General features: G+C 27.9%; 13 protein-coding genes and 1 riboswitch. Of the genes, 5 read left to right on the top strand and 8 right to left on the bottom strand.

The window, feature by feature from the left end:
- Positions 1-362 precede the first annotated feature (362 nt).
- Complete coding sequence (locus tag J1C67_RS11040) at positions 363-803, top strand: HTH domain-containing protein (RefSeq protein ID WP_167867717.1); 441 nt, start codon at positions 363-365, stop codon at positions 801-803.
- Positions 764-1,696, top strand: a complete 933-nt coding sequence (locus J1C67_RS11035; RefSeq protein WP_207253499.1) for an IS3 family transposase — start codon at positions 764-766, stop codon at positions 1,694-1,696. Before J1C67_RS11040 ends, J1C67_RS11035 begins: the two co-directional genes overlap by 40 nt.
- A 205-nt stretch (positions 1,697-1,901) precedes the next feature.
- Here the strand turns inward: J1C67_RS11035 and J1C67_RS11030 are convergent, their stop codons facing one another.
- On the bottom strand, positions 1,902-2,333 hold the full coding sequence (locus J1C67_RS11030) for a DUF2752 domain-containing protein (protein WP_167866838.1): 432 nt from the start codon (positions 2,331-2,333) through the stop codon (positions 1,902-1,904).
- 61 nt (positions 2,334-2,394) lie between these two features.
- Complete coding sequence (locus tag J1C67_RS11025; RefSeq protein ID WP_167866837.1) at positions 2,395-2,787, bottom strand: DUF4234 domain-containing protein; 393 nt, start codon at positions 2,785-2,787, stop codon at positions 2,395-2,397.
- A gap of 344 nt (positions 2,788-3,131) precedes the next feature.
- Between J1C67_RS11025 and J1C67_RS11020 the strand changes: the two genes are divergently transcribed.
- Complete coding sequence (locus J1C67_RS11020) at positions 3,132-5,669, top strand: ABC transporter substrate binding protein (protein ID WP_167866836.1); 2,538 nt, start codon at positions 3,132-3,134, stop codon at positions 5,667-5,669.
- Positions 5,670-5,871: 202 nt separating this feature from the next.
- Positions 5,872-8,049: an SPFH domain-containing protein gene (locus J1C67_RS11015; RefSeq protein WP_167866835.1), complete on the top strand. Its 2,178-nt coding sequence runs from the start codon at positions 5,872-5,874 to the stop codon at positions 8,047-8,049.
- A gap of 47 nt (positions 8,050-8,096) precedes the next feature.
- Here the strand turns inward: J1C67_RS11015 and J1C67_RS11010 are convergent, their stop codons facing one another.
- Both J1C67_RS11010 and J1C67_RS11005 read right to left on the bottom strand, forming a co-directional pair.
- A complete protein-coding gene (locus J1C67_RS11010) occupies positions 8,097-8,840 on the bottom strand; it encodes a fatty acid desaturase CarF family protein (protein WP_167866834.1) in 744 nt (247 codons plus the stop codon).
- A gap of 58 nt (positions 8,841-8,898) precedes the next feature.
- Entirely contained in the window at positions 8,899-10,041 is a 1,143-nt protein-coding gene (locus J1C67_RS11005) for an alanine dehydrogenase (RefSeq protein ID WP_167866833.1), read from the bottom strand.
- Positions 10,042-10,346: 305 nt separating this feature from the next.
- A riboswitch (Lysine riboswitch) is annotated at positions 10,347-10,518 on the bottom strand.
- A gap of 215 nt (positions 10,519-10,733) precedes the next feature.
- Between J1C67_RS11005 and J1C67_RS11000 the strand changes: the two genes are divergently transcribed.
- Entirely contained in the window at positions 10,734-11,198 is a 465-nt protein-coding gene (locus J1C67_RS11000) for a GreA/GreB family elongation factor (protein ID WP_167866832.1), read from the top strand.
- Between the two features lie 66 nt (positions 11,199-11,264).
- Here J1C67_RS11000 and J1C67_RS10995 read toward each other — a convergent pair whose 3' ends face one another.
- The 4 genes from J1C67_RS10995 to J1C67_RS10980 all read right to left on the bottom strand — a co-directional run bounded on the left by J1C67_RS10995 (position 11,265) and on the right by J1C67_RS10980 (position 16,465).
- Positions 11,265-12,578 carry a VanZ family protein gene (locus J1C67_RS10995; protein WP_167866831.1) on the bottom strand — a complete coding sequence of 438 codons (1,314 nt, stop codon included), beginning with the start codon at positions 12,576-12,578 and terminating at the stop codon, positions 11,265-11,267.
- 137 nt (positions 12,579-12,715) lie between these two features.
- Positions 12,716-14,398: a putative ABC transporter permease subunit gene (locus tag J1C67_RS10990; protein ID WP_167866830.1), complete on the bottom strand. Its 1,683-nt coding sequence runs from the start codon at positions 14,396-14,398 to the stop codon at positions 12,716-12,718.
- Positions 14,391-15,116 (bottom strand): ABC transporter ATP-binding protein, encoded by a 726-nt coding sequence (locus tag J1C67_RS10985; RefSeq protein ID WP_167866829.1) that lies wholly within the window; start codon positions 15,114-15,116, stop codon positions 14,391-14,393. The genes J1C67_RS10990 and J1C67_RS10985 overlap by 8 nt, the downstream gene beginning before the upstream one ends.
- A 356-nt stretch (positions 15,117-15,472) precedes the next feature.
- Entirely contained in the window at positions 15,473-16,465 is a 993-nt protein-coding gene (locus tag J1C67_RS10980) for an acyltransferase family protein (RefSeq protein WP_167866828.1), read from the bottom strand.
- Positions 16,466-16,664: the final 199 nt, after the last annotated feature.

The following is a 16,664-nucleotide window of genomic DNA, read 5'->3' as shown; positions in this document are numbered from 1 at the left end:
AATATAAGCAAATATAAGCAAATATAAGTTGTTAACAGTAAAAAAAATGTAAAAATTTAGGGTGTTTCAAGTTGCCCGTAATATCCCTATATTATCCATTATAGATAATTAATATTATAAATTAATGGTTATAGTTTCTTTTTTTGAATAATACATTTTAGAAAAACAGTGTACAAATTGCTAATCTAAATCAAATTTATTCCAACAGTTGCAATAAGGCATCATAAAAAACTGCAATAGAGTTTATAAACTGGTACCTATAGAATGGACAGTTAGAAAAAAAGTGCTAAACATTTATTTAACTGACTCTATTTTATAGGGTCTTTTTTTATTGTAAAATATTTTAAAGGAGGATTGTAGTTATGGGAAGAATCTATTTTACAGATGAACAATTGAAAGATTTATCAGTAAATCCATTTGTAAAAAAAGCTAGTAATAAAGCTATTACTTATACAGATGAATTTAAGGAGTATTATGTTTCTGAATATAATACCGGGAAAATGCCATTAGAAATACTACGGAATGCAGGATTTGATGTTAAGGCTTTAGGAAAACAGAGAGTTGATAATTTATCGCGCCGATTTCTAAGTATGGGAAAACGACAAGAAGGTTTTAGTGACTTAAGGAAGGAAACCTCTGGACGATTAGCTACAAAACATTTGACACCTGATGAACAAATTACACGTCTCAAACATCAAGTTAGATATCTAAAACAAGAAAATGAGTTTCTAAAAAAAATGAATTTTATAAATCGGGAGGCGCAATGGAAGTTCAAGCTAAAACAGAAGAAAAATTCAAAATAATTCAGCAAATGCTTTCACGGAATAATAATTTATTAAATATTAGTTGGCTCTGTGAATATGCAGGGGTATCTAGATCAGGTTATTATAATTGGTTATCTTCTAAAGATCATAGAAATAAAAAAGAGGAAGAAGATAGAAAAGATTTTGAGATTATATTAGCTGCTTATCAGTTTCGTGGATATGACAAAGGTAAACGTGGTATTTACATGAGGCTTCTAAATACTGGGGTACGTATGAACATCAAGAAAATAAGTAGATTGATGAAAAAATTTAATTTAACATGTCCTATTAGAAAAGCAAACCCGTACCGCCGAATGGCAAAGGCCCTAAAAACTAATAATGTTGCTGAAAATTTATTAAATAGAGAATTCACTAACTATGGGGCAAGAATGGTCTTATTAACAGACATTACATATATATCTTATGCCAATAGTCAAAGAGCATATCTTTCAACTATTCTGGATGCTTATACAAAGCAAATTCTAGCATATGTTCTAAGTGAATCTCTAGAAATAGATTTTGTATTAGAAACTGTACATATACTTATTCGTGAACATGGCATTTCTCTGACAAGCGAAACTCTAATTCACTCAGATCAAGGTTGCCATTATACTAGCGTTAAATTTCAAGAGATTATATCAAAGCAAGAAATTAGACAATCGATGTCTCGAAGAGGTAATTGTTGGGACAATGCCCCACAAGAATCCTTCTTCGGACATATGAAAGATGAAATTCACCTTGGAAAATGCAACACATTTAATCTACTGAAACAAGAAACTGATAATTATATTGATTATTACAATAACAATAGATATCAATGGAATTTGGCCAAGCTATCACCAAATAAATACTACGAATATCTAGAAACCGGTGAATATCCGATTAAAATCTAGCTAAACTAATTTTATATATTAATATAATTTAAAGCACTGGTAAATACCTACAAACGGTATAATACCAGTGCTTTCTTGTCATACATCTTCCATGAAAAATATTCCAATTCATTTTTTAGGCGTTTTTTTCTAACTGTCCTTGACATAGGGACCACTTTATTATACTATCGCAGTTCAATTATTTCTATGATGCCTAAAATCTTTTTTATATTTTTAATAATAGTAAAATATATTCCTTTATAAAGTTCAATAATCTCCATATGTATGATGATTTATTGTAATCCATAGGTGATATATAAGGGAATAAATTAACCATTCTAATTATATATACTCCTAATATAAGGGTAGTTATTATAATATAAAAAGTTACTTCAATTTTTTTATTTCTAAACAAAGGCTTCTTTCCATAAATAACAATAATTAAAACAATAGGTATTAACCAAAATAATGGGTGGTAATAAAAACTTTGTTTAAAATCCAAATTTACAAAATAATAAAAGGATCTTGTTATGCCACAACTTGGACATGGCACACCAGTTATTTTTTTTATTATACACTCGCCACCAGTTAAAAAGAAAATCAAGAACATCAATATTATTATTTCATGTTTTTCTAATTTTTTTTTTATAAAATCCATATTATCTCTCCCAAAATATAAGGAGCTACATATGTAGCTCCTTATTTATTAATTTATAAAATTAATTAGCAAATTTTCTATTATACTCTTCAGCTAACAAGTTGAAATTCTTAATCATTAGGTATTGTCCAACTAATGGACCAACACCACATAAAAGGCTACCAAGTATATTCCAAAGTAAAATAGTAGAACCAGTTTCAGGAATATTTATTGAATAGCTAAATCCTTGTTGATTAATTCTATTTGCTTGTTTATATAACCATACATAATAGTATATTCCACAAGTTATAATACTTAATAAAATTACTATTAAGTAATTCTTGCTTGGCTTGCCTGTCCCCTCACAAGTTTTGTTTAAATCTTCTGTATAGTTGTACATAAATATTATACCGTAAATACCGAAAGTAATAATAGTTAGTAAAATATACGACCAAAAGCTTCTGTTCTTAATCATTTGTTTTTCCTCCTAATAAATTAATTAAATCAAATAATGAATTATAAATTTCATATTTATTATACAGTTTTTTTCAAATAAAGCAATATTAATTCATATTTCCTCATTTTTATTCATTTTACTTAATTAAACTTTAGTCATATTTAATCCCTATTTTCCATTTATAATGCTTTAAATCCTCTTCTAATTTTTCTATATATTTAGTAATTATTGTAGACGATACCTCTATTTAATAACATTTTTTATGTACATATAGCTTCCTTTTCAACTCAAAACAGTGTAAACTATTATTAAAAAATAAAATTTATACACTATTTTGCTGTATATATTTGAGGTGTTTAAAATTGCCAAAAAAATTTAAAGTGTTTTTTTATTTTCTTTTCATAACATTTCTTTTAACTATTAATGTTTATGCAACCTCTTTTAAGAAAAACATTCTTATCCTTACTTCATATCATCGTGGTTATGAGTGGAATGATATTATAGAACAAGGATTTCTTTCAATTCTAAAAAATTATGGTGAATATATTAATATTAAGATAGAATACATGGATGCTCTCAATAATAATGATGAAAATTATTATGATAAGTTACTTACTTTGTATAAACATAAGTATGAAAACAGTAAATTTGATATGGTTATATGTAGTGATAATTGGGCTTATGACTTTTTTCAAGAACATAGAGACGAACTTTTTCCAAGCACGCCTTTAATCTTTACTGGTCTAAATAACTTTGAAAGTTATAAATCACAAGATAAGTTAATTGAAAATTCAACCGGTGTTTTAGAGAATATTGATATTAAGGGTAACATAGATTTAATACTAACAATGCATCCCGATACTAAAAACATATTTATTATTCTTGATGATACTATAGTAGGAACTGAAATCTCTACTGACTTAAATAAATTAATTTATGGTAACTATTCTAATGTAAATTTTCAAGAAATAAAAAATATCACCTTAGAAGATACAATCGAAAAAATAAATTCAAATGATAAAAATAGTGTTGTCCTTTTCACATCAACTTCAATTAAAACAAATGATGGCTCTACCTTATACCCTGTTGAAGTTATACATAATTTTAAAAACAAAACTTATATTCCAATCTACGGAATTTGGGATATCCTTTTAGATAATGGTGTTATTGGAGGAAAAATAAGTTCTGGATTTGATCAAGGCGTGTATGCTGGTAAAATTGCCGAAAAGATTATAAATGGTGAACAGATAAAAAATATTCCTATAATGAATGATATTGGTTCCAATTATATGTTTGACTATAATGAATTAGTTCGCTTTAAAATAAACAAATCTCAATTACCCAAAAACAGCATAATAATAAATCAACCTAGCTCTATGTATTCAATTACAAAAAAACAATGGACCATACTTCTTTATTCATTATTTTCTTTTTTTACATTAATAATTATTTTCTTAATTATTAATATTCAAAAGCTAATAAAAACTAAAAAAAAGCTAAAGGAAAGTGAATTAAATCTTCACAATAATTTCAATTTTTTAAGGACTCTTTTAGATACAATAACAACTCCAATATTTTGCAAAGATATTAATGGTAAATATACAGATTGTAATTATGCATTCGAAGAATATGTAGGATTATCAAAAGATGACATAATTAATAAAACAGTTTATGATATCCATCAATTTAAACTTGCTGAGGTATATCATAAAGCAGATTTAGAATTAATGGACATAAAAGGCAACCAAAATTATGAAACACAATTAATACGTACCAACGGAGAAAAACATGATGTAATTTTAAATAAATCAAGTATATTATCTAATTATGAAGCTATTGGAATTGTAGGCGTTATTATCGATATAACAGAGCTCAAAAAAAATGAAAATAAGCTTAATAGATTATTAAAATTTAAGGAAGTAATGATTGAAGTAAACCAATCTATCATTGAACTAACTAACATTAATGAATTATTTGATTTAATACTAAGTAAATGTATTGCACTTATGAAAGGCGCAAAATATGGTAGTGTTTTATTATTAAAAGAAGATACTAATTTAGTAATAGCTAGCTCCATTGGATATGATGATGAAAAAACAAAAGATTTTATTTTACCATTAGAATCTTCATTCTATTATCTTAAATCAAAAGGTAAAATAACTTCTACTATAATAATAGATGATGTGTCTAATTTATATAGTAGCAGATATGTTGTTCTTGGTCAAAATGACTGGAAAATTGTATCATGTATTAGTACTCCTATAATAATTAATAATAAATTATTTGGTATGATGAATATTGATAGTGATAAAAAAGATATCTTTAATCAAGATGATATAGACATTATGAATTATATGAAATATCAAATAGAAAATACTATAAGCACACATAATTTATATAATGAAATAATGTATTTATCTAAATATGATAAATTAACTAATATCTATAACAGACGATCATTTGAAGAAATTTTCGATAAGGTTTTAAGTGAAGCTCTAAGACACAATAATTCTTTTTTATTAGTTATTTTTGATTTAAACGGATTAAAGTTAGTTAATGATACTTATGGTCATTTGCAAGGAGATGAGTTTATTAAAAGCTTTGTTAATAAACTTAAAAGCGCTATAAGTGAAACTGATATTTTAGCCAGATATGGTGGCGATGAGTTCATTGGTGTATTTTCTAACACACAACTTGATTCCCTATCAGAAAAGTTTGAAGAACTAAATAAGTACTTTATTGATAATCCTATCATTTTAGAAGGAAATAAAGTTACCTATAATTATAGCTATGGAATTGCAACTTTTTTATCTGATGCTGTAAGCTATAGCCAACTTATTAAGATTGCAGATGAAAGAATGTATATTTATAAAGAGAATTTAAAAAGAAAATTAAAATAGTGTCTATTTAAATTTTCTGAAATGGGTCTCCTTCTAATATAATTATCTTTTTATATAAAGGGTATTGTATAACTCTGTCGAATATATCCAATATAAAGATTCATTACTATAGTTTGTAAATACATAAAAGTTATAAATAACTAATAGTATAAAATAGTAAAGTATAAAATCTTTATACAAATAAAATTTGGGGGTTAAGATTATGGAACCATTGTCAATTTTAATTATAGTAGGAGCGGTATTAGTCGTATTATTTTTATTACTCTATGGAATAGGGTTTACAAGTATCGGAACCGACGAAGTCGGTATTGTTGAAAAATGGTGGAGTATGGGTGGGTCTGTACCTTCTGATGGTCTTATTGCTCTTAAAGGCGAGGCTGGTTATCAGCCACAAGTACTTAGAGCTGGAGTCCATTTTAAGACTCCTTTTAAGTATAAAGTAAAAAAGGTAAGGTTAGTAACCATCCCACAAGGTCAAATAGCTTATGTATTTTCAAGATCTGGTGAAAGCCTAGGTGATGGGCAAACTCTAGGAAGAGTTGTATCTTCCAGTAAATCTTTTCAAGATGTGGCTGCCTTTTTAGGTAACGGAGGACAAAAAGGTCCACAAAGACAAATTCTTCGTGAAGGTACCTATGCATTTAATTTAGCTCAATTTATTATAATTACAAGAGATAAAGTACATTCAATATTTACTTCAAAAGATGAATCCGCACAAATAGAAACGATGAGAAGTGATTTAGCTAAAGTGGGTGGATTTAATCCTGTAGTTATAGCAAGCTCAAAAACAGTTGAACAATATGAATCTAGTAACACTATAAGAAGTAAAGATACTATAGGTATTGTTACTATTAATGAAGGCCCTACTCCAGATAATGGTGCTATTATTGCCCCTATAGTTGGAGATGGTATAACTAATGAATTTTATCACAATAATTTCCAGGAACCTGAAAAATTCCTAGCTGCTAATGGTAGAAAAGGTAAGCAAATGCAAGTATTAACAGATGGAGTTTATTTTATAAACAGAATGTTCGCAAACGTTGATATAGTACCAAAAAGTATAATAGATATTGGATATGTTGGCGTAGTTGTAAGCTACTTTGGTGATAAAGGTGAAGACGTATCTGGATCAACTTATTCACATGGAGAGCTAGTTGAGCAAGGTAAAAAAGGTATTTGGAGAGATTCTATGATGCCAGGTAAATATGCCTTTAACACATATGCAGGTAAAGTTGTTCCAGTTCCAACTACTAATGTTATATTAAAATGGATTAGTGGACAGTCAGGAGATCATAAATTAGATGATAACTTGAAAGAAATAAGCCTTATAACTAAGGATGCCTTTGAACCAAATCTACCGCTTACAGTGGTATTTAATATTGATTATAGGAAAGCTTCTTCAGTTATCCAAAGATTTGGTGATATTAAAATGCTTATTGAACAATCACTTGATCCTATGATATCTGGTTACTTCAAAAACATTGGTCAAACCAAGACACTTATTGAATTAGTTCAAGATAGAAGTACTATTCAAGACCAAGCCTCAGCGGAAATGAAAGAGAAATTCAAGTTGTATGACTTAGAATTACAAGAAGTATTGATCGGCACACCTGCCGCATCTGCAACAGATAAGAGAATTGAACTTATACTAGCACAATTAAGAGACAGACAAGTTGCTATGGAAGAAATAAAAACTAATGAAGCTAAACAAAAATCAGCTGAAAAACAAAGAGAACTTAATGAGGCAATTGCAAAAAGTTCTGCTCAAACAGCTCTTACACAATCAAGTATCGACATAGAAGTTGCAGATAATAAAGGTAAATCAGAATTAAGACTTGCAGAGCAGCTTGCACTAAAAACACAAAAGCTCGCTGAAGCTGATAAATATAAGAGAACTCAAGAAGCTGATGCTTCAAGGTATACAAAAGAAGCTGAAGCTGCTGCTAATGCAAAAGCTACTGAACTAAATGCAGAAGCTAATGCCAAACAAGTGCAACTACAAGCTAGTGCAGAAGCCTTTAAACTTGAAACAGTTGGTAAAGCACAAGCATTAAATATTAAATCCGTTGCAGATGCTACTGCAGAACAAGAAACAAAGGTTGGTATTGCAAAAGGTACTGCGGCTAAAGCTTTGGTTGAAGCCTATGGCGGACCAGAATTACAAGTACAACAAAGTGTTATGATAGCCTTTGCAGATGCACTAAAAATAAGTAAATCTCCACTAGTTCCACAAACAATAATTATGGGTGGCACTGATGGAAAAACACCTAATGCAATGGAAGGCATAATGAGCATGGTTTTAGCTAATATGGCTAGTGCTAATGCTTCAGTAGTAACTAAAACAGAAGATACTATAGCTACTAAACAAATAGAAGTTTAAAACAAATAGGGTTCATCATTATTTATTTAATGATGAACCCTTAATTACTAGGCTTGTCCCCTGTTTTTTGTGCCCTTCCCTTTATAATATGCATAATGTTTATCTGTTGTATTTTTATATCCACAATAAAACCTCTTAGCAATTATATTAATTAAGGGATCAGACATACCATTTAAAAATGCATAATTAACATTATCTTCAATATGATGTCTTCCATGATGATGTTTATCAAGTAATAAATGACTTCTCCCCAAAAAAATTACTAATCTTGTATTTGATCCATGGCAAAGATAGTGAGCAACCTCAGCTACCGATGATAATATACTAAAATATAATATGATATATAAAATTATCCTATTAATATTAAATATACTCATTACTATTGAAACAATTATTAAAAACCCCGAAAGCCAAATCTTTGAACCTGATTCATTGAAATAGACCAATAAAAGATTGTTTTTTTTGTAGAGAGGTGTTTTATGATGCAAATGAAAACTTGCTATTAGTGGGCCTGCTACGGATTTGTAATTTTCATTATTATCCATATACATATGTACTAATCCATTTATAAAGTCAGTAAGAAAATACGCTACAACAAATGAAAATATTTGCCACCAAATACCTATATTAATAGGTATAACCACATATGCTATAATAATTTGAAGTGAAATATTTACCGTAGAAATAAATTTTCCAAACAACTTATAAATTCTTTTATCCTCATAAAGCTCCATAGCCGCTATAAATTGTTTTTGTTTTAATTCAGTATTATTCGTCATTTTTAAATCCATTCCTTTGCCTTTATATTATAAACACCTTTTAACTCGCTTTAAAATTGAATAATGTGTATTATATTGTAGTTGCAATTGGCGCTAAATCTATATTATCCAAATCTAATTCTAGAATTTCTTCTGGTGTGCTCCATTTTCTATTTTGAATTATGCTTGTTTCTTTATGAGTAAGTATTCCATTATATGCAGTTAAGCTTCTTCTCAAAAATCCATCTTTTCTACAAGCTTCTCTTACTCCTTTATTTGCAATAGCTCTTATATGAGGTAGTACACTTGCAGCATATGCTATTGATGTAGTATGCGCCGCAGCTCCTGGTATATTATCTACTCCATAGTGAATTATTCCATCTACTTCATAAACAGGATCTTCATGAGTTGTAGGTCTATATGTTTCAATTGCCCCACCTACATCTGCACTTATATCAACTATTACTGAACCTCTTTTCATTAATGAAAGCATTTCTCTAGTTATTAAATTATCTTCTCTATGCTTTGGCCACTTAACACAATTTACTACTAAATCTGTTGTAGGTAAAAGTGCTTTTATATTTGATTGATTAGAAAACATTGTTCTCACATTAGCTGGATATATTTCATGACAACTTCTCATAGTTGCTATACTTCTAGCCATAACTGTTACCTGTGCTCCAAGTGATGACAATATTTGTATAGCTCCTTTTCCAACTATTCCAGCTCCAAGAACTATAACATTTGCGCCTGGTGCCCCTGCTATTCCACTAATTAATTGACCTTTTCCACCATTACTATTTAATAAGTACTGCACGCCCATTAATGCACCTAATTTCCCAGCTACTTCGCAGTTAGGTGACCCATATCTATGTGTATCTTCTGCAGTAAACGCTATAACTTTATTTCTTAATAATGCATCTACCTCTTCTCTATTTGAAGCTGGATGTATACATGCAAACAGTATTTGTCCACTTCTTAATAAATGGTATTCTTCTTCGAAAAATTCTTTAACCTTTAATACCATATCACATTTACCATATATATCTTCTCTATTATCTATAATTTTAGCACCTATTCTTGCATATTCCTCATCATTAAAGCCAGCTATATACCCTGCATTTTTCTGAACTAACACCTCATGTCCATCATTTATTAATTCTTCTGCCTCTACCGGTGTTACTATTACTCTTGATTCTCCACACTTAATTTCTTTTAATACGCCTATTATCATCTTATATGTCCCCCTTAATTTTTATATAGTTTCTTTGCTTAGATATTTTTTAAAAACAACAAATTAATGTTTTAGTCTATTTTTTAAATACCTAATGCTTTTAATAAAAATTTTTAGACATGTCTTTATAAATTATTTGTCATCGTAAGATAATTAACAGACTCAAAATCAAGAATACTAGTCTATTATTTATTTGCAGATTACTTATGTAAATCCTTTATACTTTTACTCAAAAAAAGCCTTAAGTACCGTGACTTAAAGCTTGAAGTATAAATACTTCAATATATATCAAATATACAAATTTATTAAACAATAGCGCGCCACAATTAATTGTGACAATTATATAGTTTTTATCCATATAATCAGAAAATAGCCTTAAAGCATGGACTATAAACTTCGTCGATAATTCCTTTTCTAGTAAATCTTAGCTGCTTAGCTCTTTACTAGTACTTTTAACACCAATCATCTATCTTATCTAAATCTTCTAGTTCATTATATGTTGTATTTCATAATATAGCAAACATAAGTTTTCCTATATTTGAATCAAGTAAAAAGCTATCAATTCCCTTCTTAATTTCCTTCTTAATTCTCTTTATCAATATCGTAGAATAAATATAACTAAATACCTTTCATTTTTTTCTATATATTATATAATATATAGGGAAATATATTTTAGGGGAGGCTAAATTTTTATGAATAATGAATTAACAGAAGAAAATATAAAAAAATTAAGAGAAGAATTGGAATATAGATTAACAGTAAAAAGGGCTGAAATATCAAAGGAAAAATTAGTAGCTGCTGCACATGGCGATAGATCAGAAAACGCAGAATATAAAGAAGCTTGCGCAAACTATAGAGAAAATGATAATAGAATTCAATATTTAATGACTATGATTTCAACAGCAACTCTAATAGATGATACGCATTTAAATAAATTAACATTAGGAATTAATAGTAAAGCTAAAATTAAATTTATAGAGGATGACTACGAAACTATTGTTACACTAGTAACTACTATGGATTTAGACCCTCAAAATATGTGTATAAGTATAGAGTCTGATTTAGGAAAAGCATTATCCGGCAAAAAAGTTAGAGCTAAGGTTGAAGTTGATGCTCCCGGAGAAAAATATAATATAGAAATATTAGAAATTTTATAAGAATATATTACTTTTAAATAATAATCCACGATAGAATTCTATCGTGGATTTCATTTAATTTTAATTTTATTCTATCCTTATAATTACTATCTTATCAGCTATTAGTGCTCCATCAAAACTTTCTCCCCAAACATCTAACCTGTCTCCATTTTTCATATCATCTATAGAAGTTGATTTTATAGACCTTACTTCTCCTGCTGAAGTTATAACTTTAATAATATAATTTGTATCATCCTGTACTTTTATTTTCACCTTAATATCTGATGAAACGGAAATAGTAGACTCCCCACTTTCGAAATTATCTATACGGTTAATTATTATTACATCATTTTCATACTCTTTAAAGCAACCTTCTATATCAGATTTTTCTTCTGGAATTTGAATATCATCTTTTGATTTATTGTCTGTAGTCTTCTTATTTCTTTTATCCTCTGTATGAGTTATAGTAGACTCTTCTTTATTTATGATTGGTTTTTGTATAACAATTATTTCCGCTACTATCTTACCCTCCACCTCTTTTCCCCAAATAGATAAAGTAGATTTTTTTTCTATACTACTTACTGAGTCCGTATATTCATTATATTCAGCAGTCATTTTATTTTCTTTACTTTTCATTGTATTTAAATATATCTTTGTATTTTCATTAACTTTTACATTTAATTTTTCCATTAATGAAGTGTCTACATTGCTATCTACAATCATACCATCATACATATTTATAATATTATCATCATAACTAATAAAAGCTCCTATATAATCGGCCCTTGATTCTGGTATAACATCTCCTCCGATTACTTCTTGCTCAAATTTTGTTATTCCAAGCATATTTCCAAATTCATACTTTGCAACAGTAAATCCACTTACTAAAAATAAAACTGTTAGTATTATTGTACCTATATATATTTTTTTATTAGTTACTAATACTTTAGCAACTATTTTATAGCATAAATATCCTATTACTCCACCTAATGTATTTAAAATAATATCATCAATATCAGAACTTCCTATTGCTAATACATATTGTAAAGACTCAAGCACTAAGCTAAATACAAATGCCATACAGGCTACTGGCAATATATTCTTAGCCTTTTTAAATATTAAAGGCAATAAATATCCTAGTGGAATAAATATTATTATGTTACCAAATAAATTAGATATAGCCCATGCCCATCCCATACCGGATGCATTTTCAAAGAAATCCGCCCATAGCTTAAATGGAATTAAATTTAAGCTTGTAAAACTAACTGACTTTTTTGAAAATATATCTATAAATCCATGATATTTAAATACAACTATCTTAAATATTATTGCAATATATGCTACAAAAATACATATAATTATAAATTTTGATATACTCTTATACTTTGACTTCTGCTCCATTCTAATCACTCCCACTTATAATTTTATGTAATACTTTCATTTATTATACCAACGCTGGGTTACCCTTATAAAAAAAACTGCAATAAAGTTTCTAGCTCTATTGCAGTTAAAATTACCAATTCTTTCAGCATTATATTTTAAATTTTTTCATATTTTTTTATACCATAACTCATTACTACATTATACATAATTGCAATAATAATAACTAAGATAGCTATTATTGAAGATGTTATAATTAGCCCATTCCCACCTATATTTTTGAAATTGATTAATGTAATTACTCCAACGGCACCTGCTACTCCAAAGTTAAACATCATCATAATAAACACCATTAAATTCTGCTTAACAGCCTTATATTCATTTGTCCAATTTAGTTTTGGTTTAATAATATCAAATAATATTTGTGTAATATTAATTAATATTATTGTTAAGATACATGTAGTTATACTAACTACAAAATTAATAATCGGTGTTCCTAAAACTAAATTTATTATAATAATATAAACTAAAACTATTGAATTTATTAGAACTCCACTTAACAATTTACCTATTATCTGATGTTTTGCACTTATAGGCAGAAATTTATTAACATAAAAACTTCCACCTTCTCTAGTTATTGAAGTTCCTGATACTATAGCTGAACCTGCTACAAATATAGTTATAACAAAAGTAGCTATTGCAAATAGCGCTACTGTTTCACTTGCATTGCTTGAAACAAATTCTCTAGCTTTACTTAGATTTTCTTTAATTGCTGTAATATCTGTCCCATTTGCTATTGCAGGTATCAATAAAAATACAGGTAATAAAATTTCTACTAAAACACAATTCATAAAAAATGCAGGTGTTCTAAGTAATAATTTTATTTCCTTCATCATATATGCTATTATTTGTGATTTCTTTTCACTTTGTTTTGATAAATCAACCTCTGATATTTTTTTTCTTTTTGAACTTGATGAGCTTATTGACATTGCAGACTTTAGATAAAAAGCCTCTGCAATTGTTATATATATAAGGAAAATCCCTATTGTAAATACTACAAAAAACATAAAATTCATAGATGCAGATCCTATATCATTTTGAGATAAAAAATTCATTGGTGCTTTTATTAGTGGATTATTAAATAGTGTACTTGCTAAAGAATCTCCATTTCCTAATCTTTCCATTAGTTCATCTTTAGGTAATCTGGTCATTTTTTGAAGACCAATGTTAAATACTATAGCAAGTCCCATTCCCACAATACCTATAAGCATATTAAATCTGTCTTTGTTTCTTGTAATAAAATTAAACTTCATAAGGAAAATACATAGTATGCATGCAATTGAAAGTGGCATAATTGGTAGTATAATAGTCACAACTATTAATTTTATCCAATAAATTGGTCCTGCACTTTCTAAATATCCATAAGTTCCTCCTATTGTTCCTGTTATAAATAAAACAAATGCATATTCATGAGTTAAAATTGTTATAAATTTTGCAGATACTATTTCCCGTACTTTAAGCGGAAGATGTAAAATACTTTCTATATCTGATGAAAAGTACAATACAGAAATAGAAATTAGCATTCCAAATATAAGTACTACACTAAATGTACTCATTACTAATGCACCAACTATTAAACTTTCCTGCCCCATAGGTTTAAGAATTTCATAAATTTCTTTTGTTCCAAATGAAATAGTTCCCATAAGGGGTATTAAACATATAAAAATAAATATACCTAATAATATTTTTTTATAATTCCCTCTTTCTTTTGTACTTTGATTTTCCTTATTTCCAAAACCATCTTTTAAAAATAGCTTTGTAAGTCTTATTACATTACTCATTGCCAATCATCTCCAAGAACATTTTTTCTAATGAATCACTTGTATTTTTTTCTTTTCTTAGCTCTTCAAGTGTTCCACAGAATAAAATTTTTCCTTTGTTAATAATGGCTACCCTATCACATATCTTTTCTGCTACTTCAAGTACATGAGTTGAAAACACTACTGTTTTCCCACTATCTGCATGTTCTCTCATCATTTCTTTTAATTTAAATGATGACTTAGGATCAAGTCCAGTCATAGGTTCATCAAGTATCCAAACATTTGGGTCATGAATAAGCACACCCATTATTATCATTTTTTGTCTCATACCATGTGAATAACTTTGAATTTTATCTCCTAATGCTTCTTCCATTTCAAACTCTAAAGATAATTTTTTTATTCTTTCTTTTCTAATTGTCGTATCTATTCCATATATGTCTCCCATAAAATTAAGATATTCTATCCCCTTAAGTCTTAAGAATACATCTGGGCTATCTGGTACAAATCCAAACTCTTTTTTAGCTTCTAAATGGTCTTTCACTATACTTTTGCCGTTTATTTCTATTTCTCCTGAATCTGGTGATATTATACCAGTTAGCATTTTGATTGTTGTTGTTTTCCCTGCACCATTAGGTCCTATAAACCCAAAAATCTCCCCGGATTTAACCTCTATTGATATATTATCAACAGCTTGGATTTTCCCATTATAGGTCTTACTAATTTTATCAATTCTAATCATAAATGTAGCTCCTTTTCTCTTAAAATTTATCTACTTGTTTCCATTATACACTTTTTTAAGAATTATTTCTATTTTTTCCCTCTGTTTTTCACCTTCTATCTTTGGTTTTATGACTTCTAATAAATTTATTATTATCATATTCTTCTAAATAATAATGCTCCAAACCTGTTTTTAGCTATTGTTTCATCAAGAGGTTCAAAATCCAAAAAAATAATCTACTTATTTATTCATATTAAATAAAAACGAAAACCATATTGACTCTTCCATCAATATGGTTTTCGTAGATTTAAATAGTTTTGAAACAATATTTTCTAACTATTAAAAACTAATTTCTTTCTTAAGTTGATGGCATTCCCTTAGGTTATCATTGCTCCTACTGATTTTAGGAAAGGATTAAAATGGCTTGCTTTTATCCTTTTTTTAATCATAACCCAACTAAAGCTTATAATTACTACTACTATGACAATAATAATAGTAGATATTATTACATCTAATAATGAATCGTATTTAAGTAATTTATATCCTATTAGAATTTGAGCTACTCCAGAATGAACTAAATATAATATTAAAGAATATCTTCCTAATTTATCTAACGCAGTCTTCTTTTTAGGAATATATATAAGTATTGTCATACCCACAAAAACTGCAGCAAAATAATGAAACATTCTCATATACATTGGAAACCAAGGGCTATCAAAGTACCAAGTGTATTTTGAGTACTCAAAAAATAATTCTACTGGAGTCTCTTGACTTAAAACCCATAGTGCTCCTAATGTAATTATAGATACTATTAATATTTTAATTCTATTTAACTTTAAAATACTTATATATTCTAGTTTAAATGCATTACCAGCAATAAAGAATGGTAGAAAGAATAGTGTTCTCGAAACACTTCCATTAGTTCCAATACTTGCATCAAATCCAACTAATATTGCTAGAGTTATAGTAAATATAATCCATTTTTTATGTTCCTTAATATAATCTTCTATCATATGCCAACATACCAAAGATAAAAGATACCATAATGTCCATTGTGGCATTAACAGTTTTAGACTTACATCATCTCTTCCAAGAATAAAAAAATTAAATGCAGTATAAAACATTTGTGAATAAAAATATAATTTTATTGTATCATTAACTTTTTCTTTTACAGTCCTTGTACTTAATTTAGAAAAGTATCCTGATACAAATGCAAATAATGGCATATGAAATACATATAGTAGAAGTATCAAAAAATGAATATTTACATATTTGGGATTAGCAACTTCCAATGAATTTCCTACAATAACTGCTATAATTAAAAATCCTTTTAAATTATCAAAATAAGAATCCCTATTATTAATTTGCATAATGTTCTCCTTCTTTAGTAATTTTATATTTATTTTTTATAACCTTTGTTAATATAATTTTATTATACTCATGAGTTGTGTAGTCTTCATGTAATAACTGTGTCAACTTTGTGTTTTTTTTAACTTTAAACTAAAATAGAAGTTCATATACTACTTACTAATATTATTTATTTAAAGAAAGCGCTATTATATAACTGTT

It is taken from the genome of Clostridium gasigenes (genome assembly GCF_017348895.1).
In the GTDB taxonomy this organism is placed as follows: domain Bacteria; phylum Bacillota; class Clostridia; order Clostridiales; family Clostridiaceae; genus Clostridium; species Clostridium gasigenes.
Note: the sequence above shows the minus strand (reverse complement) of the source record. Positions and strands in the feature narration are given on the sequence as shown.

Bases quoted from the DNA above. Each gene is read 5' to 3' on its own strand.
- J1C67_RS11040 (WP_167867717.1), top strand. From the start codon at position 363: ATGGGAAGAATCTATTTTACAGATGAACAATTGAAAGATTTATCAGTA.
- J1C67_RS11015 (WP_167866835.1), top strand. From the start codon at position 5,872: ATGGAACCATTGTCAATTTTAATTATAGTAGGAGCGGTATTAGTCGTA.
- J1C67_RS11000 (WP_167866832.1), top strand. From the start codon at position 10,734: ATGAATAATGAATTAACAGAAGAAAATATAAAAAAATTAAGAGAAGAA.
- J1C67_RS10980 (WP_167866828.1), bottom strand. From the start codon at position 16,465: ATGCAAATTAATAATAGGGATTCTTATTTTGATAATTTAAAAGGATTT.
- J1C67_RS11010 (WP_167866834.1), bottom strand. From the start codon at position 8,840: ATGGATTTAAAAATGACGAATAATACTGAATTAAAACAAAAACAATTT.
- J1C67_RS11025 (WP_167866837.1), bottom strand. From the start codon at position 2,787: ATGATTAAGAACAGAAGCTTTTGGTCGTATATTTTACTAACTATTATT.
- J1C67_RS10985 (WP_167866829.1), bottom strand. From the start codon at position 15,116: ATGATTAGAATTGATAAAATTAGTAAGACCTATAATGGGAAAATCCAA.
- J1C67_RS10995 (WP_167866831.1), bottom strand. From the start codon at position 12,578: ATGGAGCAGAAGTCAAAGTATAAGAGTATATCAAAATTTATAATTATA.
- J1C67_RS11035 (WP_207253499.1), top strand. From the start codon at position 764: ATGGAAGTTCAAGCTAAAACAGAAGAAAAATTCAAAATAATTCAGCAA.
- J1C67_RS11030 (WP_167866838.1), bottom strand. From the start codon at position 2,333: ATGGATTTTATAAAAAAAAAATTAGAAAAACATGAAATAATAATATTG.
- J1C67_RS11005 (WP_167866833.1), bottom strand. From the start codon at position 10,041: ATGATAATAGGCGTATTAAAAGAAATTAAGTGTGGAGAATCAAGAGTA.
- J1C67_RS10990 (WP_167866830.1), bottom strand. From the start codon at position 14,398: ATGAGTAATGTAATAAGACTTACAAAGCTATTTTTAAAAGATGGTTTT.